We start from the raw sequence: 25,493 nt of genomic DNA on the forward strand, positions 1-25,493 counted from the left end.
GGTGGCTTTTTGATACATAGGCGCATGGCCGCGCCGCGTCATCCCTCTCACGCTACGTTCAACCCTACGCCCGAACCGCCTCCGGTCTCGGCCGCGATGGCGTTCGCCCATCGCAGGTACTGGCGCTTCAACCTCGTGCTGATCGCGGCGCTCATGACCGTGGGCTTCGTCGTCTCGTTCGTCGTGCCGCTGGTTGCGCCGGCACTCGCGGACGTGCGCGTCGGCGGCTTTCGCTTGCCGTTCTATGTCGGCGCGCAGGGCGCGATCCTGATGTACGTCGCGTTGATCGTCGTCTATATCGTGCTGATGCGGGGCGCGGACCGTCGCCTCAAACGCGCTTTCGATGCGGATGCAGTTGCGGATGCAATCGCGGACGCAGTCACAAACGCCGACACGGTCACTCAGCGCAACGCCGACATCCGCGTGACCGGACACTGAGCCGATGACGCTGACCCACCGCCTGATCCGCTCCTACGCGCTTTATACGCTCGGCTTCCTGTTGTTCATCTACGTGATGTGGCGCATCGAGCGCACGACGGGTCCCGGCGTGTGGATCGGCTACGTGTTCCTGTTCGTGCCGATCGCGGTGTACGCGGTGATCGGACTGTTGTCGCGCACCTCGGACCTCGTCGAATACTACGTGGCCGGACGGCGCGTGCCGTCCGCGTTCAACGGTATGGCAACCGCCGCCGATTGGCTCTCCGCGGCATCGTTCATCGGCCTCGCGGGGTCGATCTACGTGAGCGGCTACGACGGCCTGGCGTATCTGATGGGCTGGACCGGCGGCTACTGCCTCGTCGCGTTTCTGCTTGCGCCTTACGTGCGCAAACTCGCCCGCTATACGATTCCCGATTTTCTCGGCACGCGCTTTTCGAGCAACGCCGTGCGCGGACTGGCCGCGCTCGCGGCCATCCTGTGCTCGTTCGTGTATCTGGTCGCGCAGATCCAGGGCGTTGGCCTGATCGCGACGCGCTTCATCGGCGTGGATTTCGCGGTCGGCATCTTCTGCGGGCTCGCCGGCATTCTGGTCTGCTCGTTTCTCGGCGGCATGCGGGCCGTGACGTGGACCCAGGTCGCGCAATACATCATCCTGATCGCGGCCATTCTGATTCCGGTGTCGATGATCGCGCACAAGGACGGCCTCGGCTGGGTGCCGCAGTTCAACTACGGCCGCCTGATGGAGCGCGTCGAAGTGCTGGAAAAGCAGGTGCGCGATGCGCCGCTCGAACAGACCGTGCGCGACGATTACCGCCGGCGCGCCGCGCAGATGCAGGCGCGTCTCGATGCGTTGCCGCAGTCGTTCGTCGACGAGAAACAGCGTCTGTCGCACGAAGTTGCCGAACTGCGCCGTCATAACGGGCCGTTGCGCGATATCAAGGAACGCGAGCGTGCGCTCGACCAGTTTCCGCGCGACGCCGCCGCGGCGCAGATCGTCTGGTCGCAGCGACGCGACGAGATGCTGATGCGCGCGGCCGCGCCGGTGCCGATGCACGAGCCGTTTCCCGCCGCCACCGACGACGAGCGCCGTATTCACGAACGCAATTTCCTGTCGCTGCTGCTGTGTCTTTCGCTCGGCACGGCCAGCCTGCCGCATATCCTGACGCGCTACAACACCACGACCTCGGTCGCGTCCGCGCGTCGCTCGGTCGGCTGGACGCTTTTTTTCGTCGCGCTGTTTTATCTCACCGTGCCGGTGCTGGCCGTGCTGATCAAGTACGAGATTCTGAGCAACCTCGTCGGTCATCATTTCGCCGACTTGCCGCAGTGGCTCACGCAATGGCGCAAGGTCGAGCCAAGCCTGATCAGTCTCGCCGACACCAACAACGACGGCATCGTACGCTGGAGCGAAATCCAGATGCAGCCCGACATGGTGGTGCTGGCGGCGCCGGAAATCGCCGGACTGCCTTACGTGATGTCCGGACTGATCGCGGCGGGCGCGCTGGCGGCGGCGCTGTCGACCGCGGACGGCCTGTTGCTGACCATTGCCAATGCGTTGTCGCACGACGTCTACTATCACATGGTCGATCCGTCCGCATCGAGCCAGCGTCGCGTAACGATCTCCAAGATTCTGCTGCTGGGGGTGGCGCTGTTTGCGTCCTACGTGGCGTCGCTGAATACCGGCAACATTCTTTTTCTGGTGGGCGCGGCGTTTTCGCTGGCGGCGTCGAGTCTCTTTCCCGTGCTGGTGCTGGGCGTGTTCTGGAAGCGCACCACGCGTCTCGGCGCCGTGGCCGGCATGGTCGCCGGGCTGGTGGTGTGCATCTATTACATCGTCTCCACCTATCCGTTTTTCACGCAGATGACGGGCTTCGCCGGTCCGCGATGGTTCGGCATCGAGCCCATCAGTTCGGGCGTGTTCGGCGTGCCGGCAGGTTTCCTGGTGGCGATCGCCGTGAGTCTGATCGACCGTAAGCCGGACGCCTACACGAGGGCGCTGGTGGACTACATCCGGCATCCATAAGTAGCGCGATACGCGCCGATCTTTGCTGCTTTGCGCATGGGTCTGGCGCAAGGCTCGAAGTTTGCTATAATTCGGCTCCCCGCCGGAGAGATGGATGAGCGGTTTAAGTCGCACGCCTGGAAAGCGTGTATAGGTTAATAACCTATCCGGGGTTCGAATCCCCGTCTCTCCGCCACAGTTCCCCAGCCTTTGCGGCTTTCGAAATCAGCGCTGCGCCACCAAGTTGGCTTCGCATCATGACTTCCCAACGCAAGGGCTATCAGCGTTCCGGTCTTCGCCGGCTTACGCAAATTCAGACAGTCAATCGCCGGTCGGTTCGTGCTCTGTTTTTCGGAGCAGGCGTCTCACACGAACGACATGCCGCAACCGTTCTGTCTGGTAGATAGCGCACGGCCATCAAGTTTTCCGGCCCGTTGCCGACAACGAGTCATGAAATATTTCTTCGATTACGCCCTTGCCGAACGATACGGCTACGGCATGGCTGTATTTATCGCCGCCGAAACTTCCAACTTGCAGCGCGCCATCGACGCGACCAATGTGCGCCGCGAGCGCGCCGGCCGTCGTTTGCTCGAAGACGCCCTCGTCGAGGACGTTCTCTCGGTCCTGCAGAAAAAAGGCTACCTCAGCGTCGTGACGGATAGCGACCGCGCGGACCTTTCCGGCGCGGGCGCCACGGGCTGACAGTCTCGAAGCAGCGCACGAGCCGCCGAAGCCGCCAGGTTCCGGCGGCTTTTTGCATTGCGTCGACGACACACGCCTGGGAACGTCGATTGCGGCCTGAACATGGCATGCCTTGGCGCCCCGTTTGCGCCGAACTTCGCATGAAGAGGAGGGCAGAATGGCGGCACACACCGAACCAGTCGATTCCACCGAATCTATTGGGCAGACCGGCGGCTGCGCGTGCGGCGCGTTGCGCTTTCGCGTCGACGCGCGGCCGAGACGCGTCTCGATCTGTCACTGCATGACCTGTCGCCGGATACATGGCAGCGCGTTCGGTGCGTACGCCATGTTCGAGCGCGGTGCCGTGACCATTTCCGGACCCACCCGCGCCTGGCAAAGCTCGCCCGAGGCGCAGCGCCATTTCTGTCCGACCTGCGGATCGGTCGCTTTCATGGACTTTCCCGCCCGCGACGAACTCGACATTCCGCTCGGCGCATTCGATCGCCCGGGTCTTTACGAACCGACTTACGAATTGTGGTGCTGTCACAAGGAACCGTGGCTGCCTGATGGCGTGCGCACCGAGTACGACGAAGAGCGGGTCAGATGATCGAAGCCGGCCCGGACGCGGGCTCAATTCGTTTGCTCGGGATAGCTAAGAAATTCAAGGCGTGAAGCAATATCTACAGGCGGCGCGCGATCGGCATAAGCGTTCGGACGGCGTTCGGCCGTTGTAAAAGCACGCCGCGTGATGCGGCTCAATGTGCTGGACTGCGCGTCGAAAACGGCGGGACATACTCCACAAAATGCACCCCGCAAAATGCGAATGTCGCATTGGCGCGTGCAAGGTACGCCGCTTGCGGCGTCCACGCTAGCCTTGTTTTGCGCGCAGTCGGATTGCGACCCGAGGCCAGCTTCGGCGCATCGCGCGCCGACCTTCACAGCGCGTCGATTCGCGCATCTCGAAGGAGAAACGACCATGGATAGCGACCTCGAAGCCCGCATTCGCACGCGTGCCTATCACATCTGGGAAAACGATCCGTCGCCGGACAGTAATCCGGAAAAGCATTGGGAAGAGGCACGCCGGCAGATCGAAGCGGAAGACGGCGATGGACAGGCAGCGCCCGAAGGCGGAGAAGACCAGTCGGCGGAACGTGAGCGGGGCGCGCGAGCGGCACCGGAGGAGCAATTGCAGGACACATCGGGACGCCGCTGAAATTTGAAAACGTCGGTTTCGCCGACGGCAAGAGTCGTTGCCGGGCGCGTTCATGGACACGCCCGGTCGACGTTCGCTGCACGGGCGTTTCCCGGCACAAAAAGCGGTACGTCAAACGCAACGCCAGAAAAGCCGCACCACAGCGGACGCAAAATAGCGGACACAAAACCGCACGCGCCAAAGAAACCCACAGCAGGACCCGCAGCAAAACCCGCGCGCTTGCACTAAACTAGCTGCCGCCCATGCCCGCCCGCACGAGACCCGATGCCTCCCGCTTCTCCTGAACCTTCCGCGCCTCTACCTTTCAGTTTGCCGAAGCACCCCGCCTTCCAGCGATTCTGGTGCACCCGGATTCTTTCATCACTGTCGTTCCAGATGCTCGCCGTCGCGATGGGATGGCATATCTATGCGTTGACGCATAGCGCTTTCGCGCTGGGCCTCGTCGGCCTTGCGCAGTTCCTGCCGATGTTCGTGCTGACACTGGTGGTCGGTCACGTTGCCGATCGTTACGACCGTCGGCGCATCGCGGCTGTCTGTCAAAGCCTCGAAAGCGTCGCCGCATTGCTGTTCGCGTGGGGCACCTTCGGCGGCTGGATTTCCGCGCCGGTGATCTATGTGCTGGCCGCATGCGTCGGCGCGGCGCGTGCATTCGAATCGCCCGCGGTGGCGTCGCTGTTGCCCGCGGTCGTGCCGCGTGGAGAATTGCCCCGTGCGACGGCGTGGGCCACCTCCGCGAATCAGACCGCGCAGATCGCCGGACCGGCGCTGGGTGGTCTGCTTTACGGCGTCGGGCCGGGGGCGGCTTATCTTGCGTGCATGGTGTCGTTCGGCGCGGCCGCCCTGGCCGTGTGGGCGATTCCCTTGCAGGCCAAACCGGTCAGCCGGGCACCGGTCACGCTCGAATCGGTGTTCTCGGGCATCGCCTTCATCCGTCGGGAACCGGTGATACTCGGTGCGCTGTCGCTCGATCTTTTCGCTGTACTGTTTGGCGGCGCGACCGCGTTGTTGCCGGTGTTCGCGCGCGATTACCTGCATACGGGGCCGCTCGGTCTCGGCCTGCTGCGCTCGGGCACGGCTATCGGCGCGCTCGCGGGCACCATCTGGCTCGCGCATTTTCCCCTGCGCAACCGGCCCGGCGCGGCCATGTTCGGCGGCGTGATTGCGTTCGGCGCGGCAACCCTCGTATTCGGCCTGTCGCATCAGTTCTTCGTGTCGCTCATCGCGTTGATGGTGCTGGGCGCGTCCGACACCATCAGCGTGGTGGTGCGGCTCTCGCTCGTCCAGTTGCGCACGCCCGATGAAATGCTGGGCCGCGTCAGTGCGGTCAACTCGCTTTTCATCGGTACGTCGAATCAACTGGGCGAATTCGAATCCGGCGTGACGGCGGGGTGGTGGGGCGCGCGTCCGGCGGTGCTGGTCGGCGGTATTGCGACTATCGCGGTGGCCTTGCTGTGGATGCGTTTCTTCCCCGAACTGAAGCGCACGCGTTCACTCGAGCGCGAAGAGGAGCTGGCGCCGAGCCAGTGACGCGTTAAGCTTTTCCGTGGCGCTACGACGTGTGCGCCACTACCGCTTTAAAAGCACGAACGGGCCGTCCGCGCGCGCTTTGCTCCCGCCATCGGCGCATCGTTTCGACGCCCGCCTGCACCCGCTATGATGATGTCAACGTTATACGCAACGGACACTCATCATGCGCATCGCCCCCTTACCTCCGCTGCAATGTCTGATCGCATTCGAATCGGCCGTGCGGCATGCCAGCTTCACCAAAGCCGCCGCTGAATTGCATCTCACGCAAAGCGCGATCAGTCGTCAGATCGCGCAGCTGGAAGATTTCCTCGGCCGTTCGCTGTTCGTGCGCGAGCATCGCGCCTTGCGTCTGACCATCGCGGGCGAGCAGTACGCGAAGCATGTGCAACTGCTGCTCACCAACTGTTCCGAAGCCACACTCGACGTCATGAAGCGCTATGGCGATCAGGAATTGACGATTGCCTGTTCGTCCGGCGTGGCCGTGCTGTGGCTCACGCCGCGCCTCGGCGCGTTTCGCGCCGCGCATCCCAACGTGCGCATCAGGATGATCGTGCGCGACGGTCTCGCGTCTCTGTCTCCCGCAGAATTCGACGTGGGTCTGTACTACGTTCGCCAGCGCGCCGAAGCGCATTTCACCGCTCGCCGCATTTTCGACGAAGAGGTGTATCCGGTTTGCTCGCCGGACTATCTGGCGGGCCGCGTGCTCGAACCCGCCGACCTCGCGCACGAAACGCTGCTCATGCAGGAAGACGGCCAGCGTCAATGGATGTCCTGGTCCGAATGGTTCCGGCTCAACGGCGTAGTCATGCCGACCGCGCCGCAGGCCGTGGTCGTCAATCATTATCCGCAGCTCGTGCAGATGGCGATTCTCGGCCAGGGCGTGGTGCTCGGCTGGCGGCATATGATCGACGGTTGCCTGAACGAGGGCCTGCTGGTGCGCGCCACGCGTGCGTCGGCGAGTCACGGCGGCGGCTATTACGTGGTGTCGCCGAACGACCGCGCGCAGAATCAGGCGGCGCGCGTTTTCACACGCTGGCTTTTCGAGCAGGCCGAGGCGCAAATGGGGCGCGCGGCTGCCGCGTAAAAATGTTCGCATGCGCTACACGCATGCATGCATGCGAATCTTTCGTTTCGAAAACAAATCGACTCTCTCTACGATCGGCTTTATGCATGCGAAAGCGCCGTCGGTTCAAGGCGCGACGCATTGCTTACCGATACGCCGGACAGGCAGCCCGAAGAGGAAGAGACCATGCAAGGAACGCTTTCATCTCACGCAACGACCACCGTGGACTCGCTCGCGAGTCAGCGGCGTCGAGCGATTATCGCCACTGTGCTCGGCAACGGGCTCGAGTGGTTCGACTTCACCGTCTACAGTTTCTTCGCGGTCATCATCGCCAAACTGTTTTTTCCGACCGGCAATGAACTGACCTCGCTGCTGCTCGCCGTGGCGACTTTCGGCGTGGGCTTTTTCATGCGGCCGGTCGGCGGCATCGTGCTCGGCGTCTATTCCGATAAGGTCGGACGAAAAGCCGCGCTCTCGCTGACCATCCTGTTGATGGCGGGCGGCACGGCCCTGATCGGCCTCGCTCCGACTTACGATCAGATCGGCGTGTGGGCACCCGTGCTGATCGTCGTCGCGCGTTTGCTGCAAGGTTTTTCGGCCGGCGGCGAAATGGGCAGCGCCACCGCGTTTCTGACCGAGTACGCGCCGGCCGGCAAGCGTGCGTATTACTCGAGCTGGATTCAGTCGAGCATCGGTTTCGCCGTGCTGCTGGGCGCCGCGGTCGGCACCTTCGTCACGTCGAATCTGAGCGCCGATGCGCTGCATTCCTGGGGTTGGAGAATGCCGTTCCTGCTCGGCATCCTGATCGGACCGGTCGGCTATTTCATTCGCAGCCGCATGGACGAAACGCCGGCTTTCAGCGCCGTGGCGGAAGAAGCGAAAAAAGATTCTCCGCTCTCCGAAGTATTTCGCACGTTTCCGCGCGAAACCTTCGCGAGCTTTTCGATGGTGATTTTGTGGACGGTTTGCACCTACGTGCTGCTGTTCTACATGCCGACGTATTCAGTGCGGACTTTGCATCTGCCGCAATCCACGGGTTTTCTCGCCGGCATGTTCGGCGGCGCGATGATCATGTGTTTCTCGCCGGTAGTCGGCAAGCTCGCCGATCGTTTTGGTCGCCGCCGCTTTCTCTCGGGTTCGGCCGCGTTGATCCTGTTGCTCGCATGGCCAATGTTCGCGTTCATCAATCACGCGCCCGGTCTTGCTTCGTTGATGGTGTTTCAGGGCGTGTTCGGCCTGCTGATCGCAACCTACACGGGCCCGATTCTCGCTGCGTTCTCCGAACTGTTTCCGACCAAAGTGTTGTCCACGGGACTGTCCGTTGCGTACAACTTCGCGGTGACGATTTTCGGCGGCTTCGCGCCGTTCTTCATCACGTGGCTGATCGCGTCGACCGGCAGCAATATGGCGCCCGCCATCTACGTGATGATCGCCGCGGGCATCAGTCTGATCGGCACCTTCTACGTGCGCGCTCCCGGCGGCGGCCACGCCTGAAACAAAGCCTGAAACAACGCGCCGGTTCGCAGAAGCCGGCGCGACCCGTTCATCCAGTCAGGAACCTAGCAATGAGCATTACGGTAATTAGCGGTGGCAACGTACTCGACCTCGTTCGCGGCGAGTTGCGCGAACATCATCATGTGGTGATCGAAAACGGTCATATCGTCGAAGTCACGGATCGCCCGGTCGATCTGCCGAATGCGCGTGTGATCGACGCACGCGGCAAGACGGTGATGCCCGGCCTGATCGACTGTCACGTGCACGTGCTGGCTTCGCGCGCGAACCTCGGCGCCAACGCGGCGCAGCCGAATATTCTCACCGCGATCCGCGCGCTGCCGATTCTCAAGGCCATGCTCGGCCGCGGCTTTACGACCGTGCGCGATGCCGGCGGCGCGGATTGGGCGCTGACGCAGGCGCTCGAAAGCGGCCTGATTCCGGGGCCGCGCATTTTCCCGTCGGGCAAGGCGCTCTCGCAAACCGGCGGCCACGGCGATTTCCGTCCGCGCGGCGACGTGCTCGAACCGTGCTCGTGCGCGTTTCGTGCCGGTGCGATTGCGCGAGTCGTGGACGGCGTGGACGCCGTGCGTCTCGCCGTGCGCGAAGAGATCCAGAAGGGCGCCACACAGATCAAGATCATGGCGTCGGGCGGCGTGGCATCGCCGACCGATCCGATCAGCAACACTCAGTATTCGGAGGACGAAATCCGGGCGATCGTCGCTGAAGCGGAAGCGGCCAACACCTACGTGATGGCGCATGCGTACACGGGCCGCGCGATTTCGCGCGCCATTCGTTGCGGCGTACGCACGATCGAGCACGGCAATCTGGTGGACGAGGCCGCGGCAAAACTGATGGCCGAACACGGCGCATTCGTCGTGCCGACGCTCGTGACCTACGACGCGCTCGCCACGCACGGCGCGGATTATGGCCTGCCGGCCGACTCGATTGCGAAGATCGAAACCGTGCGCCAGGCCGGGCGCGACTCGCTGCAGATCTACGCGAACGCCGGCGTGCGCATGGGTTTCGGTTCCGATCTGCTGGGCGAAATGCACACGTTCCAGAGCGACGAGTTGCGTATTCGCGCCGAGATTCTTGGCAATCTCGAAGCGCTGCGTTCGGCCACGACAATCGCCGCGCAAATCGTCGACACGAGTGGCAAACTCGGCGCGATCGAAGCCGGTGCGATCGCCGATGTGCTGGTGGTCGACGGCAATCCGCTCGACGATATCAGCGTGTTGACGGGCCAGGGCGAGCGCCTCGCATACGTGCTGCAACGTGGCGAAGTGGTCAGCGAACGCGGCGAAGTGCACTCGCGCTGATCGGGCGCGGGTCGTGTGACGGACCGATGTGGGCTTCGTGGACACTGCCGGCGACTGTAAAATCGCCAGCGGAGACACGATGCATCCACACATTCCGGCCGACGACCAGAGGAGCCCCGACATGAGCACGAGCACGACCAACAACGCAGGTCCGATTGCGGCAACCGTTTATCGGGGTGACGCTATCGAGAATACGCACCTCGCGCACGTTGCTGTGGTCGACGCTCGCGGCCAGCTTCTCTACTCGTTCGGCGATCCCCGGCGCGTCACGTTGGCGCGCTCGGCGGCCAAGCCCGCGCAAGCACTCGCCGTACTCGAAACCGGCGCACTCGAACGATTCGGTTTCGACGAAGCCGATCTCGCCTTGATGTGCGCGTCGCACAGCAGCGAGCCGCGCCATATCGAGCGCACGCAGCAGATGTTGGCAAAATCCGGCGCGAGCGAAGCAGACTTGCGTTGCGGTGGTCATCCGCCGCTCTCGGATGCGGTGTACTTCGACTGGATCAAGCGCGATTTCAAACCGGGCGGCGTATGCAGCAACTGTTCGGGCAAGCACGCCGGCATGCTGGCCGGTGCATGTTCGCTCGGCGCTGCATTGAGCGGCTACGAATTGCCGGAGCATCCGTTGCAGGTGCGCGTGAAGCACACGGTCGCGCAAGTTTGCGATTTGCCGGACGACGGCGTGCAATGGGCCATCGACGGCTGCAATCTGCCGACTCCGGCGTTCCCGCTCGACCGGCTGGCCAGACTGTTCGTCAAGCTCGCCGCCGCGCAGGACGCATTCGCCGCGCAACCGTCGGCGCAATCCTCCCTTGAACCGCGCACGGTCGCCCTCGCTCGCATCTATCGCGCGATGACGACGTATCCCGAACTGGTGGGCGGAGAAGGGCGCTTCTGCACGCTACTGATGCGCGCGTTCGACGGCGCGCTGGTCGGCAAGGTCGGCGCCGACGGCAGTTATGCCATCGGTGTGCGCGCCTCGGCGCAGACAGCGCGAATTGGTGGTGACAAAGGTGCCATCGGCATTGCGGTCAAGGTGGAAAACGGCAATCTCGGCGTGCTGTATGCGGTGGTTGCCGAAGTGCTCGCGCGCCTCGACATCGGCACGGCGGAACAGCGCGCGGCACTGTCGGCGTTTCACGCGCCCAACATGGTCAACACCATGGGCGTGAAAATCGGCCACCTCGCGCTGTCGGTGGATCTCGAAGCGCATCGCTGAACGACAGCGCTGCGCCGCTGATCCACTAGTCAGGCAACCAGCGCGTTGCGGATCGCGTCGGCGAGTTCGGAGGCGGCGAACTTCGCCACGTAACCGTTCGCGCCCGCGTTCTTGACGTGCGCCTCGTTGGCCGCGCCCGTCAGCGAAGAATGAATGATGACGGGGATGTCGCGCGTGCGTTCGTCGGCCTTGATCTGACGCGTCAGCATGAAGCCGTCCATTTCCGGCATCTCCAGATCGGTCAGCACCAGCGCGATACTGTCCTTCACGCGTTTGCCTTTCGATTGCGCGTCGCGTGCGATCGTCTGCAAGGTGTGCCAGGCTTCCTCGCCGGTTTTCGTCATCACGTAGTCTGCGCCGATCGCGCTGAGCGCCTGCTCGATCAGCTTGCGCGCAAAGCCGGAGTCGTCGGCGGCAAGAATCTTCGCGCCGGGCTTGATGCCGAGCGCTTCACCAACCGAAGTCGGATCGACACTCGGGTGCTGCGACGGAAACACGTCGCGCAGTACCTGTTCCACGTCGATCACCTGAGCGAGCCGCGAGTCGCCCGTGTTGCCGTCGATCCGCGCAATGCTCGTCACCAGATTGCCGCCCGCCGCGCCTTCCGCCGACAGCACCTGATTCCACTCCAGCCGCACGATGTCGTCCACTTCCTCGACCGCGAATGCCTGGGTGGAGCGCGCGAATTCCGTCACCAGCAGGATATTCAGACCGCGTGTCGGCTCGCAGCCCATCAGGCGCGGCAAGTCGATCACGGGAATGATCTGCCCGCGAATATCCACGGCGCCCATGACGTACGGCGACGAGCCCGCGATCGGCGTCACCGCCGGCATCGTCGAGATTTCGCGCACCTTGAAGACGTTGATGCCGTAAAGCTCGTGCGCGTCGCTGCCGGGCACGGAACCCAGCCGATACAGCAGCAGTTCGAACTTGTTCGAACTCGTCAGGTTGGTGCGCTCGTCCGTCACACGGTGGTCTACTGCCATCGAAAACTCTCCAGGGATTGCGGTGTCGGACGTGCCACGCATGCGCGAGATCAGGCCCCAGCGCGCTTCACATCCGCGCCATCTCTTTTGTTATCGGCGCAGACGGCAGAAAGTTCAGCGATTTTCCAGTGTGTCGGGCGTTTTTGCTGGTTAACACGCATGCACGAACGGCGCGCGGGAAACGTGGGCAGTCGCAGGCACAGTCGCGCGGCAATCATATGAAGGTTACCTAAGGTTACAGAAGCGACAGCGTCGTTTCACATGCCCCGTCAGGCCACTTCTAGAATTCACGACGATGAAGTGGGGACTCGCCGCCACGGCGCGAACAGGAAAGGCGACTGCAAGCTTCTGCGCAATCGTTTGCGCGCGGTTTGTCTTGCCGACACGGCAATAGCGCTTGTACGCCCCACTCGCATTCATTCGGCTTTCATTTCAAGGAGAACGTATGATCCGCTTGCCTCTCGCCCTCAGCAGCGTTTGTATCGCCAGCCTGCTCACCGTCGCCAGCGTGGCGAACGCCCAGACAGCTGCCGCGCCGGCTGCTGCGGACGCCGGCCGTCTGCATGCCGCCGACCAGGCATTCGTCGCCGACGCGACCAAGGGCGTCTCGACCCAGCGCGATGCAGCACGCATCGCAACCGCGCGTTCCACCGACCGCGACGTGAAGGCCTTCGCCGAGCGCGTCTCCACCGACAACGCGAAAATCTCCGACGCGTTGCGCGCAGCCAGCCCGCGCGGTGTCGACGTGCCGAAGAACGATCCGGACGCGGCCGTGCTCGCGAGCATCAACAACTTGCGTGGCGCTGATTTCGACAAGACGTACATCGAGCAGGTGGCACTGGCCGGCGAACAGAAAACGCTCGCGGCGTTCCAGGCGGAAATTGCCTCGGGCCGCGACGAGCAGTTGAAGGCTGCCGCGACCAAGGCCTTGCCGACCATCCAGGAACACTATGCGATGGCGCAGGACCTGGCCAAACGCAAGCATCTGGCGACGTCGGCGCAATAAGCGCTTGCGTGCGGGCACGCATCGGCGCCGGATCGAAGCCGGCCTTTTTCGGCGATAATCGGCAGCGATGTTTCGACGTCCGGTTGATTAGCGCGCTGCATGAAGCAGCGCTGCTTACGACTTGTGTCGATCACGCTTCCGATCTCCTTCGAATCCGATGCAGGCTCACCGCATGAGCAAGCCAGCCAATCTTCCGCAGCAGTTGGACCATATGCTTCGGCAAGCCGTCGCGCTTCAGCAGAACGGCGCGCTTGCCGAAGCCGAAGAACTCTATCGCGAGATTCTCGAACTCAAACCCCGTCACGTCGACGCGCTGCAATTGCTCGGCGCCATCGCCCTGCAAACCGGACGTTTGCCGCAAGGCATCGAGTGGCTGAAAAAAGCGCTCGCCATCGACGCCAGACGTGCGCCGGTCCATTCGAATCTCGCCTATGCGCTCAACGCATTGGGACGTTTCGCCGAAGCCCTCAGCAGCGCCGATCGCGCGCTCGCCCTGCAACCGAAATTCGCCGACGCGCTGAACAATCGCGGCAACGCGCAGGCGGGTCTCGACCGGCCACTCGACGCACTCGCGAGCTTCGATCGCGCGCTCACCGCGATGCCGGATTTCGCGCAGGCCTGGAACAATCGCGCGTGTGTGTTGCGCGATCTCGGTCGTCCCGCCGACGCGCTCGACAGCTGCGATCACGCGCTCGCCCTGCAACCCGCGTATGCCGAGGCATGGAGCAATCGCGGCAATGCGTTCAGCGATCTGAATCAGCCCGCCGAGGCCGAGCGCAGTTACCGTCGTGCGCTCGAACTCGCACCCGCATTTGCCGACGCATGGAATAACCTCGGTCTCACGCAGGTCGATCTCGGTCTGCACACGCAGGCGCTCGAAAGTTACGGGCAGGCGCTGAACATCGACGCCGACGCCGCGGAAACGCACTGGAACAAAGCGCTGTGTCTGTTGCAACTGGGGCAATTCGAAGCGGGCTGGCGCGAATACGAATGGCGCTGGGCGCGCAATCGCATCAAGGCGGCACGGCGCGTGTTCGCGCAACCGCTATGGCAAGGCGAGTTTTCGCTCGAAGGCAGGACGATTCTGCTGCACGCCGAACAGGGTCTCGGCGACACCTTGCAGTTCTGCCGCTACGCGCCGCTCGTGTCGGCGCTCGGCGCGAAGGTGGTGCTCGAAGTGCCGCGCGAACTGATGCGGCTCATGGACACGCTCGACGGCGTGGATCATCTGGTCGAAGACGGCGCCACGCTGCCGCCGTTCGATTGCCACTGTCCGTTGTTGAGTTTGCCGCTCGCGTTCGTGACCTCGCGAGGCACCGCGCTCGAGAGCATTCCATCGCACACGCCTTATCTCTTCGCCGATCCGGCAGCGTCCCGGCAATGGCGCGCGCGGATCGATGCGCACGCGCAAGGACGTCTGAAGGTCGGTCTCGTGTGGGCGGGCGGCAATCGACCGCATGTCGCCGAACTTCGCAAGAACGACGCTCGCCGCTCCATCACGTTCGAGCAGATGATGCCGCTTCTCGACATTCCCAACGTGCAGTTTTTCAGCGTGCAGAAAGGGCCGCCCGCCGACCAGCTGACCGCGCATCCGCGCTGTGAGGAAGTCGTGGACCTGACCGCCGAACTACACGATTTCGCCGACACGGCTGCGCTCGTCGCGAATCTCGATCTGGTGATATCGGTGGATACGTCCACGGCGCATCTGGCCGGCGCGCTCGCCGTGCCCGTGTGGATTCTGAATCGCTTCGACACCTGCTGGCGCTGGCTGCTCGATCGCGCCGACACACCGTGGTATCCGCAAGCGCGGCTGTTCCGTCAACCGGCATTAGGCGACTGGACCAGCGCGATCGGCGCGGCGCGCGCTGCACTCGCCGAACTCGCCGCAAGCCGCGACGCACAACGAAGTTCCTGACGCGACCTGCAGGCTCCACCTCTGCGTGTTTGCCGACGAAATTTTTCCGACGCGCGTAGACTGGTCGTCCCGTTTATCGACGTCAACGCCATGGAGAGTCATCAATGGAATACCGACATCTGGGTGCATCTGGTTTCAAAGTGCCGGTCCTGAGTTTCGGCACGGGCACGTTCGGCGGCAAGGGCGAATTCTTCGAAGCGTGGGGCGCCACCGACGTCGCCGAGGCGCGTCGTCTGATCGACATCTGTTTCGATGCCGGCGTCACCATGTTCGATAGCGCGGACATCTATTCGGGCGGCGCGTCCGAATCGGTGCTCGGCGAAGCGCTCAAGGGCAAGCGCGACAAGGCGATCATCTCGACCAAGGCCACGTTCCGTTTCAACGACGAACCGAACAACGTCGGCTCGTCGCGCTTTCATCTGATTCAGGCCGTGGACAATGCGCTGAAGCGCCTGCAAACCGACTACATCGACCTGTTCCAGTTGCACGGTTTCGACGCGAAAACGCCGGTTGCCGAAGTGATGTCCACGCTCGACGATCTCGTGCGCGCGGGCAAGATCCGCTACACGGGCGTATCGAATTTCTCGGGCTGGCATCTCATGAAGTCGCAGGATGTCGCGGACCGTTATGGTTATCCGCGCTACGTCGCCAATCAGACGTACTACTCGCTGATCGGCCGCGATTACGAATGGGAACTGATGCCGCTCGGCGTCGATCAGGGTGTGGGCGCGGTGGTGTGGAGTCCGCTCGGCTGGGGACGTCTGACAGGCAAGATCAAGCGCGGTCAGCCCTTGCCCGATACGAGCCGTCTGCACAAAACCGCCGACATGGGGCCGCCCGTGCCGGACGAGTATCTGTTCCGCGTGCTCGACGCAATCGAAGCCGTCGCGGAAGAAACTGGCAAGACCGTGCCGCAGATCGCGTTGAACTGGCTGTTGCAACGGCCGACCGTTTCCACCGTGCTGATCGGCGCACGCAACGAGGAACAGTTGCGGCAGAACCTCGGCGCGGTCGGCTGGAATCTCACGCCCGAGCAGATGGCGAAGCTCGACGCCGCGAGTGCAGTGCGTCCCGCGTATCCGTACTGGCATCAGGAAGGGTTTGCGGAGCGCAATCCGAAGGCGGTCTGAACGCGCGATGAACGTGCCATACGCGTGAGATTCGGATGAGCGCGAAGCGATGGCGCGGGCGCAAGCCCCGCGCCATCGTCGAGCTTAGGCGGCCTTACGCGAGGCCGCCGTTGGCGCGCAGGATCTGACCGTCGACCCAGCCCGCATCGGGACCCGCGAGGAACGACACCACGGCAGCGATGTCTTCCGGCTGGCCGAGACGCTGCAGCGGCGGCATCTTCGTGAAGGTCTGAATCTGCTCTTCGGTTTTGCCGTCGAGAAACAGCGATGTGGCGACCGGTCCCGGCGCGACTGCATTCACGGTGATGTTGCGGCCGCGCAGTTCCTTGGCAAAGACATGCGTGAAGGCTTCGACGGCTGCCTTCGTGGCGTTGTAGATCGCGTAGCCCGGCATGTTCAGCGCCAGCGTCGTGCTGGAGAAATTGACGATGCGGCCGCCGTCGTTCATGCGCGCGGCTGCTTCGCGAAGCGTGTTGAAAGTGCCGCGCACGTTGATGTCGAAGGTCTTGTCATAAACGGCGTCGCTGGTCTCGGCGAGCGGCAGGGTCGAGAGCACGCCGGCGTTGTTCACCAGCACGTCCACCTTGCCGAGTTGCTGCTCGGTGGTCTCGAACAGGCGGCGCACGTCGTCCGGCTTCGAGACGTCCGCTTTCACGGCGATGGCCTTCGCGCCGTTCTCCGACAATTGCGCGGCAAGCGCGTCGGCTTCCTTCGAACTGGACGTGTAGTTGATCACCACGGCGAGGCCGTCTTCGGAAAGGCGCTGCGCGATCGCCGCGCCGATGCCGCGCGATGCGCCTGTCACGATGGCAACGCGAGTGTTATTGAGGGTGTTCATGATCCGGCTCCTTGTCAGCGGTTAAACAGTGCATCCATCATGAACGCTTTCTCTGTTGAGATAATCCCTCTAGAATTGGCATGACCATTCCATTTGCTTTAACAAATGGAGTTTTTGTCGTTCGGGAGACCGGGTTTGGATCGATTCGAAGAAATGCGGGTGTTCGTGCGGATCGCCGAGCGGCAGAGCTTTACGCGCGCCGCGGACGACCTGCAGATTCCGCGCGCCACCGTCACCAATCTGATGAAGCGCATGGAGCAGCGGCTCGGCGCGCGGCTGCTGGAGCGCACCACGCGCACGGTGCGGCTGACGCAGGACGGCGAGGCGTATTACCGCCGTTGCGTGCGTCTGATCGCCGATATGGAAGAGGCCGAAGGCTCGTTTTCGAATATCGCGCCCAAGGGGCTGCTGCGGGTGAATCTGCAAGGCACGCTGGCGCGATACTTCGTGGTGCCGGCGCTGCCGGCGTTTCTCGCGCAGTTTCCCGACATCGAACTCACAATCGGTGAAGACGACCGGCTGGTCGATCTGGTGCGCGAGGGTATCGATTGCGTGCTGCGTGCGGGCAATCTGCAGGATTCGTCGATGGTGGGACGGCGGGTGGCGCAACTGCCGCAAGTCACGGTGGCCAGTCCTGCGTATCTCGAGGTCCACGGCGAGCCGACCGATCTCGCCGCGCTCGAGTCGCATCGCGCGGTCAATTATCTGTCGAGCGCGACGGGCAAACCCGTGCCGCTCGAATTCATCGCCGGTGGCCGCACGAGCGAACTGTTCCTGCCCGCGGCTGTGTCCGTCACCGGCGCAGACCTGTACACGGGTTCGGCGGTGGCGGGGCTCGGCATCGTGCAGGTGCCGCGCTATCGGGTGGCGCAGGAACTGGCGGCGGGTCGCCTGAAAATCATTCTCGACGATTTTCCGCCGCCGCTCATGCCGGTCTCCGTGCTGTATCCGCAGAACCGGCAGTTGTCGTCGCGCGTGAGAGTGTTCGCGCAGTGGCTGCGCGATATCTTCGAGGCGGCGAGCGCCATCACCGGTTCGGCGTAGTCAGCCGGCGGGCAGGGCCGACGGGTGCATCACGCTGTCAGGTCGGCGGTATTGCCGAACAGCGCGCGGCGCGTTTCTTCATCGAACTCGGCTTTCAGCGTGAGCTTTTCCTTGAGCGCCTGGGCGCGCGCCGCAGCGGGACGCGCCGAGATTTCGTCGACGAGACGCTTCACGTTCGGATAGCCAGAGAGGCCGGCTTCGCCGAGGATGTAGCCCGCGAAATTGGCCCAGCCCCACAGCGCCATATCGGCAATCGAGTAGGTCTCGCCGGCGAGATACGGCGACTGCGCGAGACGTGCGTCGAGCACGCGATAGTGCCGTTCCACTTCCTTCAGATAACGATTGCGCGCGTAGGGCAACGGCGTCGGTGCGTGATGCAGGAAATGCACGGCCTGGCCCGAGAACGGCGACAGTCCCGTGCCGACGAACATCAACCACGACAAAGCCTGGGCGCGTGCGGCCGGATCGGCGGGCAGGAAGCGGTCGTGCTGCGTCGCGAGATGCAGGAGGATTGCTTGCGAGTCGAATACGGTGACGCCGCCGTCGACGATGGCGGGCACTTTCGCGTTCGTGTTGATCTTCAGGAATGCTTCGTGATGTTGCTCGCCTTTGAATGTATCCACGGCGATCAGCTCGAACGGCGTTTGCAGTTCTTCGAGCAGCAAAGCGACTTTCATCGGATTCGGCGACGGATGGAAATAGAACTTGAGCATGATGTTTCCTTGCAGTTGAAAAGTGAGGGACGAGGCGGGTCGCCACCCTGCGTTGTTCGCGCAGGGCAGTGAGAAAGAATCGGCGCGCGCCTCGGAGCGCGCCGCAGTGTTCAGGAAATGCCGGTGGCTAGACCGTTGCGACGGTGAGCGCCGCAGCCCTTAGGCGCGAGGTGTCGCGAAAGCGCCCGGACGTGCGCGCTCATGCGGCGCGGTGAAGTCGAGCAGCGGGCCGAGCGGCACGATGCCGGTGGGATTGATGCTGCGATGGCTCTCGTAATAATGGCGCTTGATGTGCTCCATATTCACGGTCTGCGCGATGCCGGGCAGTTGATAGATATCGCGCGTATAAGCGGAAAGATTCGGGTAGTCCGCGATACGGCGCAGATTGCATTTGAAGTGGCCCACGTACACCGCATCGAAGCGGATCAACGTGGTGAAGAGCCGGATGTCGGCTTCGGTGAGTGCGTCGCCCGTCAGATAACGCTGCTTCGCGAGCTTTGCTTCGAGCCAGTCGAGCGTGTCGAACAGCGGCGTGACCGCTTCTTCGTACGCCTGCTGCGTGGTGGCGAAACCCGCACGATAAACACCGTTGTTCAGCGTCTCGTAGACCCGCGCGTTGATCTCGTCGATCGTTGGACGCAGCGGCGCCGGATAGTAATCGCCGGGGCGCGCGCCGAGTGTGTCGAACGCCGAGTTCAGCATGCGAATGATCTCCGACGACTCGTTGTTCACGATCGTGGCGCGCTTTTTGTCCCACAAGACGGGTACGGTAACGCGGCCGCTATAGTGCGGATCGGCGGCGGTGTAGACCTGGTGCAGCAGCTTCGCGTGATGGATGTCGTCGGGCACGACGCCGGGTCCGTCGGCGAAGGTCCAGCCGTTTTCCAGCATCAGCCAGTGAACCACGGAGACGCTGATCATCGAGTCGAGACCTTTGAGCGCGCGCAGAATCAGCGTGCGATGCGCCCACGGACACGCCAGACTCACGTACAGGTGATAGCGTCCGGCTTCCGCTTCGAAGCCGCCTGTGCCGCTCGGGCCGGCCGAGCCGTCGGCGGTGATCCAGTTGCGGAACGCCGCGTCCTTGCGCACGAAACGTCCGCCCGTCGACTTCGTGTCGTACCAGCTGTCCTGCCATTGACCGTCCACTAAAAGTCCCATGTGCGCTGCTCCTGGTGATTTCGTTCGACGCATCCGCGTCGCCATAACGACATAGTGGACTCGCCGCCGCGCTTTGCCGTACCATTTTCCCGATGAACTCGTTCGAAGGAATAGAACATGTTGTCGGAAGACGAACTTGCGTTGCTCGAGGCCATTCGCGAAACCGGCAGCCTGTCGCGTGCGGCGGCGCGGCTGGGCCGTGCACCATCCACGATATCGCACGCCGCGCGGCAACTGGAGACGCGGTTCGACGCCTTGCTGTTCGATCGGCGTCGCTACCGTTTGCAGCTTACGCCGGCCGGGCAGTTACTCGCCGACGAAGCCGCGCGCCTGATGCTCGACATGTCGCGCATGAGTCAGCGCGTGCGGCAGATTGCGAGCGGCTGGGAAGACCGGCTCTGGGTCGTCACGGACGAGATTCTGGAGTTCGAATTGCTGATGCCCGTGGTGCGCGCCTTCGATGCGCTCGATTCCGGCGTCAAGCTGCGCTTCACGCACGAGGTGCTGAGCGGCACGTGGGAAGCGCTACGCGATGGTCGGGCCGATCTGATCGTCGGCGCGACCAACGAGCCGCCGTCGATACCCGGCTTGCGCTGGTTCGAACTCGGCGTCATGGAGTGGGTATTCGCGGTTTCGCCGCGCCATCCGCTGGCCGCGATCGACGGGCCGCTCAGGCGCGAACGGATTCTCGAACATCGCGCGGTGGTGGTGGCCGATTCATCGCGCACCACGGCGGGTCGCGCCTACGGCGTGATCGGCGGTCAGGCGTCGCTCGCCGTGCCGAGCATGCGCGCCAAGATACTCGCGCAACGCGACGGCCTTGGCGTGGGATGGCTGCCGCGTCAGCGGGTTGCGTCGTTATTGAAGAGCGGCGAACTCATCGAAAAGACGACCGCCGATCCACGCGAGCCGAACGTGTTGTACGTCGCCTGGCGCGGCGATCATGAGGGGCGCGCGTTGCAGTGGTGGCTGGAGCAACTGAAGCAGCCGCGTCTTGCGAAGCGCCTCGTGCGCGGCGTGGATATGGTCGTCGGCGGGTAGCGGGATTCGATGAGTGTGGGTGAGTTCCGCTTAACGTGGGATCATGCGGCTGGTGCGAGGCAATATGGTTTTGCACGAAGAGCGGATTAGAGGAGCAGGGCGATGATCGATGGACTGGTGGGCGGACGGTTGTATGGCGAGGCGCAGATTCGCACGGGGCAGAACGGCAAACGGTTTGTGACGTGCAAGGTGCGGGCGACCACCAACGATGGCGACACGATTTTCGTCAACGTCATTGCATTTGATGATGATGTGCAGAGTGCTTTGCTGTCCTTGGCGGATGCCGATAGTGTGGCGTTGAGTGGGGCGTTGACGCCCAAGGTGTGGACTGACAAGAATGGGTTGATTAAGGCTGCTATGGATATGGTGGCTGTTAGGGTTTTGAGCGCTGGCGCTTGATGTTGTTTGCCTGCGGCGGCGGTGTTTCTTTTGTTTGTGGTTTATTAGTGTTGCCCCTGTGCGGGGCGGCACTTACTTTCTTTGCCGCGGCAAAGAAAGGTAAGCAAAGAAAGCCGCTCACACCGCTAACCCTAAGCGGGCACCTCTCATAACGACACGGAGTGGCAGCCGATAGGGCCGACCGTGGATCGTCATTGCCAGTGGTACAGCAGTCATCCGTTCCGGCGACGCTGCGCGCGCCGGAGCGGTACTTCATCCAACCAATCACTTCGTTTTTTGCTTTACCAGCCGTCGGCTTTGCCTCGGCGAAAAGCTTAATTGGAAACCTTCGGTTTCCCTTTATGTGCCCCTCGGCGCGCGAAGCGCCGCCGGAACTGATGACGGCCTTGTCACTCACGCGGAGTGCGCGACGCGCCGGACGCTCCGGGGCCACTGCCGTAGAGAAGCGCCGCTGATAACGAATAGCATTAGCGGTTTGAGCGGCTTTCTTTGCTTAGCTTTCTTTGCCGCGGCAAAGAAAGTAAGTGCCGCCCCGCACAGGGGCGACGCTAATAAACCAATAAGAAAAGAGACACCCCCGCCCGCAGGCAAACAAAAAAAACCAGCCACCCGACACTAGTACAAAATCCAATCCCCAAACTAAAAATTCCCCCCTAATATCACTGCAAACTCGAAATCCGACCAGGGAAGTCATCATCATGCATCGCTATCGTTCGCTAGGTATCGTGACGGGCGCGGCGCCGCTCGCGAGCGCCGATGTCCTGAGCAAGATGACAACGGCTTGCCGGCAGTCGTCGCCGATGCAAACCTTCGACTTCGCCATGGAGTCGAAATCCTGGCAAGGCGCGCCCGACGAAAGCCAGGTGAGCGTGCCATTCAAGCTGCACGTGTTCGATGCGATGCGCGCGTTCGAACGTCGTGAAGTCGAGGCGATCGTGCTGCCTTGCTTTCTCAGTCACACCTTCCTCGCCGAACTCGAAGCGAACCTGGCGCTGCCGGTCGTCAATATCATGACGGCGCTCGGCACGCATGTGCGGCAGGCGTTTCCCTCGGTGCGGCGCATCGGTGTGCTGACCTCGGACGCGATCCGTCAGAACGGCCTCTTCGAACGCTATTTCGATGCGGCTCGCTACGAGGTGCTGCATCCCCGCAACAACGCCGGCGTGGATTGCGTGACGAGCGCGGTGTATGCGCAGAACGGCATCAAAAACGGCTTCCTGTTCGGCCGGCCAATCGAACTGCTGCGCGCGGCCTGCGCAGATTTGATCGCGCAGGGCGCGGACATCATTGTGCCCGGTCTCGCCGAAATCGGACTCGTGGCGCGGGCACTGGGGCCGCTGGAAGTGCCGCTCGTCGATTCCAACCTGGTTTATGCGCGATACGTCGCCGCTGCGCCGTTTCCGTCGTTGCGACGGCCGTTCAAGGTGGGCGTGGTGGGCGGCGTCGGCCCGGCGGCGACGGTCGATTTCATGGGCAAGCTCGTGCGCAATACGCCGGCCGCGCGCGATCAGGATCATCTCAAGGTGCTGGTCGAACAGAATCCGCAGATCCCGGATCGCACCGACGCGTTGATTGGCCACGGCGACGACCCGACGCTCGCGCTGTACGCGGCCTGCAAGGCGCTCGAAGAGCGCGGCGCGGACATCGTCGCGATTCCGTGCAATACGGCGCATGCATTCGTCGACGCCATTCAGCCGTCGCTCGGCGTGCCTGTCGTCAATATGCCGGACTGCACCGCCGATTCTTTGCGCGAATCGTTCCCGGGTTTGCGTGAAGTGGGCGTGCTCGCCACCACGGGCACGCTGGCGAGCCGCGTCTATGAAAAAGCGCTCGGCTCTCACGGCTTTGCGCAGATCGTGCCGGGCGCGGCCGCTCAGACTCGCCTGATGAACGCGATCTACGGACCGCGCGGCGCCAAGGCCGGCCACACTTCCGGCGAGTGCCTCGACGACCTCTACGCCGCAGTGGACGACCTGGTCGCGCAGGGCGTGCGGGTGATCGTGCTCGGCTGCAGCGAACTGCCCATGCTGTTGCGCGAGTCGACGCTCGTGCGACCCGGCGGCGTGATCGTGCGGCTGGTCGACCCGACCGACGTGCTGGCAAAACGCTGCGTGGCCCATGCGCTGGGCGCCGCCCAGACGCGCGAGGCCGAAGCTCCACGAGCGATCGCTTCAGTTTCCGACCGGGTCGGCGCGCAAAGCGCCTACAGCTGACGCGTGGGATCTTTGCACGCTTCCGCCACGATCTGCCAGTTTCCTATCCGCCTTGCTGCCGGCCTGCTACGACTGAAAGGCAGATGGCAGTAACGGTCGCTGTGACTGCGAGTAATGCCGAGTGCGTGCTCATTGGCACTGCGTTGTCGTTTTTGAAGTCAATCGTGATTTGCTACAATTCACGTGGGAGAGCTGCCGGACAGGAGTTGAAGGACGGTTCCCGGAGTCTCCCGATTTCCCTTTACGGGGAGTCGAAAGCATTGGGGCGATGCCGCATAGGCCAGAGTAAAGAAAATGCAGTGGAACATCAGCTTCGGCTGCGTTGATTCGTTCTTGGTCGACGTTTTCGACATTCAAGTGCTAGCTTGAATTTCTTGGCCAAAGCCCCTCGTGCTGAAGCCAGATCCAAGGTGTTGCTAGGCTCCCAACGGCGCATGATCTGCCCAGGTGCGTCGCGATGGTTTTGCGCTTTCGCAACAACGGCGTTGCGCCTTATCTCCATCAAAGCCCCCTCTAAACCGTCACCCCGCCTCGCCTATACGACAGTTATGTCAAGACGCTTTCCGAGCGCTTCGAATGCGTCGGAGATCGTGTCGATTTTGGTGGTGTGACTGAGAGTCATGATGCGGTTTACGTCTTGCGGCCGCGTATTGAGTCGGCGCGCCAGCTCGGACGGTGTGACCTTTTGCGCGAGCATTTCGTTCAGCAACAGGATTTTCGCTGACACACTCGCCGGCAGGGAGATCAATTCCTCTCCCTTTTTTGCCGTCGACGGCGTTGGAACCGGTCGCTTGTCTTCAAAGTAGAAATCCATTGCCGTTAGCAATGCATCAGCGCCCAAAGAACGAGCCCCATCGAGGGAATCGCCCTGCGTGATCGCCTCCGGGATATCACGGAACGTGACTACAAACCCATCGCCATCGCGTCTAAAAACCGCGGGATACCGCAACATATTGCACTCCATTGCTTGAGGAACGGTGCGAGGGAATGCCTCCCAATACCGCCTCTCATTTCAGACCAAGTTGTTTGAGAATCTCCGATTTGGTCCCTGGCTTCTGTTCTTTCGGTAGGTTCAGTGGAAGGGCGGTTGCTCACCGTTCAAGTAGGCCTTCAGGCGATTCGATTCGTCTTCCAATCTCGCTCCCCGTTTGGCCGGCCACCTTTTAAATTCACTTTGTTGCAGAGTCTGTCCGTGCTGTTGAGGACGCGACTATATTAAAACAATAATGTTTAATTTTGAGGCATAAAACATTTATGTTTATAAAGCGCCAAGCAAGCTCTCAGCCAGGTGCCACGCCGGTTATTGGCAGTGGGTGTCGACGGTGTTGCCGTATTTGGTGGCCACGCAGTTGATAGCCGGTGGCCTTTGCGACATCGAAGCGGCAAGCGCACCGAGGGCAGCATTTCTGTTTGTCGCGGCGCGCCGGGCTGTGTCGTCGAGGTCGTTGCTCAGAGCCGTCTGGATCGATGCCGCGTTCTCAGGTTGCTGCTGCATGGCGCCGCAGTATCGGATAATGCGATTCTTTTCCTCGCTCATGCGCTCGAAATGAGGAAGGACTGCATTACACCAATCCGCATACCACGCGCCGTCGCGCGCGCCTTGATGCAATACCACGTAGTCGTTTCCGTCGCGCGCCGCATTCTGATAGGCGTTCATTCGCCCGTCCATACCAATGCCTTCGATCGCGCACGCACCCAGCGCAAGGCAAGCCCCGACAGCCAGAAGAATTGACTTCATTTTAAGTTTTTGAAAGTTGGTCCTGCTGGAATTGTGCCCGATTTGCTTGACGCGCAGGGCGTCCGCTGATTCGTCATCGGCGCCCGTCGCAAGCAGCCAGTAGAGGTACCCGCGCGCGGACGACGCTCGCCCCTGTCGCTGGTTTCGACGGACACTCAGAGCGCGCGATCCGCCGGCAATGTCGCCCTCCCAATGCATCGCAACCGATGCACGACTGGTCATCTGTCCGCGGCTCGAAGTGAGACGTGAAAAACACCGAATACTGTATGGGTGTACAGTGTAGGATTCGAAGGCGCCTGATCCTAAACCCCTCATAAGTATGTGATTTTGCTAGTGTGCGATTGTGAGTTTCA

23 protein-coding genes and 1 tRNA gene are annotated in these 25,493 nt (G+C 62.5%); 18 read left to right on the forward strand and 6 right to left on the reverse strand.

The window, feature by feature from the left end; genetic code table 11:
• Window positions 1-24 precede the first annotated feature (24 nt).
• From P3T18_RS17155 to P3T18_RS17205, 11 genes are all read left to right on the forward strand, one after another.
• On the forward strand, window positions 25-438 hold the full coding sequence (locus P3T18_RS17155; protein ID WP_429301161.1) for a DUF4212 domain-containing protein: 414 nt from the start codon (window positions 25-27) through the stop codon (window positions 436-438).
• Between the two features lie 4 nt (window positions 439-442).
• Window positions 443-2,461, forward strand: a complete 2,019-nt coding sequence (locus tag P3T18_RS17160) for a sodium:solute symporter family protein (RefSeq protein ID WP_429301162.1) — start codon at window positions 443-445, stop codon at window positions 2,459-2,461.
• An 84-nt stretch (window positions 2,462-2,545) separates the two neighbouring features.
• A tRNA-Ser gene (locus P3T18_RS17165) sits at window positions 2,546-2,636 on the forward strand.
• Between the two features lie 182 nt (window positions 2,637-2,818).
• Window positions 2,819-3,142 carry a hypothetical protein gene (locus tag P3T18_RS17170; protein WP_429301163.1) on the forward strand — a complete coding sequence of 108 codons (324 nt, stop codon included), beginning with the start codon at window positions 2,819-2,821 and terminating at the stop codon, window positions 3,140-3,142.
• Between the two features lie 157 nt (window positions 3,143-3,299).
• Window positions 3,300-3,728: a GFA family protein gene (locus P3T18_RS17175; protein WP_429301164.1), complete on the forward strand. Its 429-nt coding sequence runs from the start codon at window positions 3,300-3,302 to the stop codon at window positions 3,726-3,728.
• A 369-nt stretch (window positions 3,729-4,097) separates the two neighbouring features.
• A complete protein-coding gene (locus P3T18_RS17180; RefSeq protein WP_429301165.1) occupies window positions 4,098-4,334 on the forward strand; it encodes a DUF2934 domain-containing protein in 237 nt (78 codons plus the stop codon).
• A 264-nt stretch (window positions 4,335-4,598) separates the two neighbouring features.
• Window positions 4,599-5,861 carry an MFS transporter gene (locus P3T18_RS17185; protein ID WP_429301166.1) on the forward strand — a complete coding sequence of 421 codons (1,263 nt, stop codon included), beginning with the start codon at window positions 4,599-4,601 and terminating at the stop codon, window positions 5,859-5,861.
• Window positions 5,862-6,024: 163 nt separating this feature from the next.
• Window positions 6,025-6,945, forward strand: a complete 921-nt coding sequence (locus tag P3T18_RS17190) for a LysR substrate-binding domain-containing protein (protein ID WP_429301167.1) — start codon at window positions 6,025-6,027, stop codon at window positions 6,943-6,945.
• 165 nt (window positions 6,946-7,110) lie between these two features.
• Window positions 7,111-8,418, forward strand: coding sequence for an MFS transporter (locus P3T18_RS17195; RefSeq protein WP_429301168.1), 1,308 nt, complete (start codon window positions 7,111-7,113; stop codon window positions 8,416-8,418).
• 71 nt (window positions 8,419-8,489) lie between these two features.
• A complete protein-coding gene (locus P3T18_RS17200) occupies window positions 8,490-9,737 on the forward strand; it encodes an amidohydrolase family protein (protein ID WP_429301169.1) in 1,248 nt (415 codons plus the stop codon).
• A 121-nt stretch (window positions 9,738-9,858) separates the two neighbouring features.
• Entirely contained in the window at window positions 9,859-10,956 is a 1,098-nt protein-coding gene (locus P3T18_RS17205) for an asparaginase (RefSeq protein WP_429301170.1), read from the forward strand.
• A 29-nt stretch (window positions 10,957-10,985) separates the two neighbouring features.
• Here the strand turns inward: P3T18_RS17205 and P3T18_RS17210 are convergent, their stop codons facing one another.
• Window positions 10,986-11,942: a chemotaxis protein gene (locus tag P3T18_RS17210; protein ID WP_429301171.1), complete on the reverse strand. Its 957-nt coding sequence runs from the start codon at window positions 11,940-11,942 to the stop codon at window positions 10,986-10,988.
• A gap of 445 nt (window positions 11,943-12,387) precedes the next feature.
• Here P3T18_RS17210 and P3T18_RS17215 point away from each other — a divergent pair, with 445 nt between their 5' ends.
• The 3 genes from P3T18_RS17215 to P3T18_RS17225 all read left to right on the forward strand — a co-directional run bounded on the left by P3T18_RS17215 (window position 12,388) and on the right by P3T18_RS17225 (window position 15,993).
• A complete protein-coding gene (locus tag P3T18_RS17215; protein WP_429301172.1) occupies window positions 12,388-12,948 on the forward strand; it encodes a DUF4142 domain-containing protein in 561 nt (186 codons plus the stop codon).
• A gap of 172 nt (window positions 12,949-13,120) precedes the next feature.
• On the forward strand, window positions 13,121-14,863 hold the full coding sequence (locus tag P3T18_RS17220; protein ID WP_429301173.1) for a tetratricopeptide repeat protein: 1,743 nt from the start codon (window positions 13,121-13,123) through the stop codon (window positions 14,861-14,863).
• 104 nt (window positions 14,864-14,967) lie between these two features.
• Window positions 14,968-15,993: an aldo/keto reductase gene (locus tag P3T18_RS17225; RefSeq protein ID WP_429301174.1), complete on the forward strand. Its 1,026-nt coding sequence runs from the start codon at window positions 14,968-14,970 to the stop codon at window positions 15,991-15,993.
• Window positions 15,994-16,087: 94 nt separating this feature from the next.
• Here P3T18_RS17225 and P3T18_RS17230 read toward each other — a convergent pair whose 3' ends face one another.
• On the reverse strand, window positions 16,088-16,831 hold the full coding sequence (locus P3T18_RS17230; protein ID WP_429301175.1) for an SDR family oxidoreductase: 744 nt from the start codon (window positions 16,829-16,831) through the stop codon (window positions 16,088-16,090).
• Window positions 16,832-16,966: 135 nt separating this feature from the next.
• On the opposite strand from P3T18_RS17230, the gene P3T18_RS17235 reads away from it, so the two are divergent.
• The gene (locus P3T18_RS17235; protein WP_429301176.1) at window positions 16,967-17,875 is read left to right on the forward strand and encodes a LysR family transcriptional regulator; all 909 of its coding nucleotides are present in this window, start codon (window positions 16,967-16,969) and stop codon (window positions 17,873-17,875) included.
• Between the two features lie 29 nt (window positions 17,876-17,904).
• On the opposite strand, the gene P3T18_RS17240 is transcribed toward P3T18_RS17235, so the two are convergent.
• Entirely contained in the window at window positions 17,905-18,588 is a 684-nt protein-coding gene (locus P3T18_RS17240; RefSeq protein ID WP_429301177.1) for a glutathione S-transferase family protein, read from the reverse strand.
• 159 nt (window positions 18,589-18,747) lie between these two features.
• Window positions 18,748-19,749, reverse strand: a complete 1,002-nt coding sequence (locus P3T18_RS17245; protein ID WP_429301178.1) for a glutathione S-transferase family protein — start codon at window positions 19,747-19,749, stop codon at window positions 18,748-18,750.
• Between the two features lie 117 nt (window positions 19,750-19,866).
• Between P3T18_RS17245 and P3T18_RS17250 the strand changes: the two genes are divergently transcribed.
• The 3 genes from P3T18_RS17250 to P3T18_RS17260 all read left to right on the forward strand — a co-directional run bounded on the left by P3T18_RS17250 (window position 19,867) and on the right by P3T18_RS17260 (window position 23,402).
• Window positions 19,867-20,790 (forward strand): LysR family transcriptional regulator, encoded by a 924-nt coding sequence (locus P3T18_RS17250; RefSeq protein ID WP_429301179.1) that lies wholly within the window; start codon window positions 19,867-19,869, stop codon window positions 20,788-20,790.
• Between the two features lie 102 nt (window positions 20,791-20,892).
• On the forward strand, window positions 20,893-21,189 hold the full coding sequence (locus P3T18_RS17255) for a single-stranded DNA-binding protein (protein WP_429301180.1): 297 nt from the start codon (window positions 20,893-20,895) through the stop codon (window positions 21,187-21,189).
• Between the two features lie 698 nt (window positions 21,190-21,887).
• Entirely contained in the window at window positions 21,888-23,402 is a 1,515-nt protein-coding gene (locus tag P3T18_RS17260; RefSeq protein WP_429301181.1) for an amino acid racemase, read from the forward strand.
• Window positions 23,403-23,937: 535 nt separating this feature from the next.
• Here P3T18_RS17260 and P3T18_RS17265 read toward each other — a convergent pair.
• Entirely contained in the window at window positions 23,938-24,354 is a 417-nt protein-coding gene (locus P3T18_RS17265; protein WP_429301182.1) for a type II toxin-antitoxin system HicB family antitoxin, read from the reverse strand.
• 348 nt (window positions 24,355-24,702) lie between these two features.
• Window positions 24,703-25,362: a hypothetical protein gene (locus P3T18_RS17270; protein ID WP_429301183.1), complete on the reverse strand. Its 660-nt coding sequence runs from the start codon at window positions 25,360-25,362 to the stop codon at window positions 24,703-24,705.
• Between the last annotated feature and the right edge of the window lie 131 nt (window positions 25,363-25,493).

The organism is Paraburkholderia sp. GAS199 (assembly GCF_050436585.1).
GTDB lineage: Bacteria > Pseudomonadota > Gammaproteobacteria > Burkholderiales > Burkholderiaceae > Paraburkholderia.

What these genes read in the sequence shown, in the direction of transcription:
- P3T18_RS17210 (WP_429301171.1), bottom strand. Translation starts at nt 11,942, where the DNA reads ATGGCAGTAGACCACCGTGTGACGGACGAGCGCACCAACCTGACGAGT.
- P3T18_RS17245 (WP_429301178.1), bottom strand. Translation starts at nt 19,749, where the DNA reads ATGGGACTTTTAGTGGACGGTCAATGGCAGGACAGCTGGTACGACACG.
- P3T18_RS17180 (WP_429301165.1), top strand. Translation starts at nt 4,098, where the DNA reads ATGGATAGCGACCTCGAAGCCCGCATTCGCACGCGTGCCTATCACATC.
- P3T18_RS17190 (WP_429301167.1), top strand. Translation starts at nt 6,025, where the DNA reads ATGCGCATCGCCCCCTTACCTCCGCTGCAATGTCTGATCGCATTCGAA.
- P3T18_RS17250 (WP_429301179.1), top strand. Translation starts at nt 19,867, where the DNA reads ATGTTGTCGGAAGACGAACTTGCGTTGCTCGAGGCCATTCGCGAAACC.
- P3T18_RS17200 (WP_429301169.1), top strand. Translation starts at nt 8,490, where the DNA reads ATGAGCATTACGGTAATTAGCGGTGGCAACGTACTCGACCTCGTTCGC.
- P3T18_RS17240 (WP_429301177.1), bottom strand. Translation starts at nt 18,588, where the DNA reads ATGCTCAAGTTCTATTTCCATCCGTCGCCGAATCCGATGAAAGTCGCT.
- P3T18_RS17155 (WP_429301161.1), top strand. Translation starts at nt 25, where the DNA reads ATGGCCGCGCCGCGTCATCCCTCTCACGCTACGTTCAACCCTACGCCC.
- P3T18_RS17225 (WP_429301174.1), top strand. Translation starts at nt 14,968, where the DNA reads ATGGAATACCGACATCTGGGTGCATCTGGTTTCAAAGTGCCGGTCCTG.
- P3T18_RS17220 (WP_429301173.1), top strand. Translation starts at nt 13,121, where the DNA reads ATGAGCAAGCCAGCCAATCTTCCGCAGCAGTTGGACCATATGCTTCGG.
- P3T18_RS17185 (WP_429301166.1), top strand. Translation starts at nt 4,599, where the DNA reads ATGCCTCCCGCTTCTCCTGAACCTTCCGCGCCTCTACCTTTCAGTTTG.
- P3T18_RS17255 (WP_429301180.1), top strand. Translation starts at nt 20,893, where the DNA reads ATGATCGATGGACTGGTGGGCGGACGGTTGTATGGCGAGGCGCAGATT.
- P3T18_RS17170 (WP_429301163.1), top strand. Translation starts at nt 2,819, where the DNA reads ATGCCGCAACCGTTCTGTCTGGTAGATAGCGCACGGCCATCAAGTTTT.
- P3T18_RS17160 (WP_429301162.1), top strand. Translation starts at nt 443, where the DNA reads ATGACGCTGACCCACCGCCTGATCCGCTCCTACGCGCTTTATACGCTC.
- P3T18_RS17215 (WP_429301172.1), top strand. Translation starts at nt 12,388, where the DNA reads ATGATCCGCTTGCCTCTCGCCCTCAGCAGCGTTTGTATCGCCAGCCTG.
- P3T18_RS17205 (WP_429301170.1), top strand. Translation starts at nt 9,859, where the DNA reads ATGAGCACGAGCACGACCAACAACGCAGGTCCGATTGCGGCAACCGTT.
- P3T18_RS17195 (WP_429301168.1), top strand. Translation starts at nt 7,111, where the DNA reads ATGCAAGGAACGCTTTCATCTCACGCAACGACCACCGTGGACTCGCTC.
- P3T18_RS17260 (WP_429301181.1), top strand. Translation starts at nt 21,888, where the DNA reads ATGCATCGCTATCGTTCGCTAGGTATCGTGACGGGCGCGGCGCCGCTC.
- P3T18_RS17230 (WP_429301175.1), bottom strand. Translation starts at nt 16,831, where the DNA reads ATGAACACCCTCAATAACACTCGCGTTGCCATCGTGACAGGCGCATCG.
- P3T18_RS17270 (WP_429301183.1), bottom strand. Translation starts at nt 25,362, where the DNA reads ATGACCAGTCGTGCATCGGTTGCGATGCATTGGGAGGGCGACATTGCC.
- P3T18_RS17265 (WP_429301182.1), bottom strand. Translation starts at nt 24,354, where the DNA reads ATGTTGCGGTATCCCGCGGTTTTTAGACGCGATGGCGATGGGTTTGTA.
- P3T18_RS17175 (WP_429301164.1), top strand. Translation starts at nt 3,300, where the DNA reads ATGGCGGCACACACCGAACCAGTCGATTCCACCGAATCTATTGGGCAG.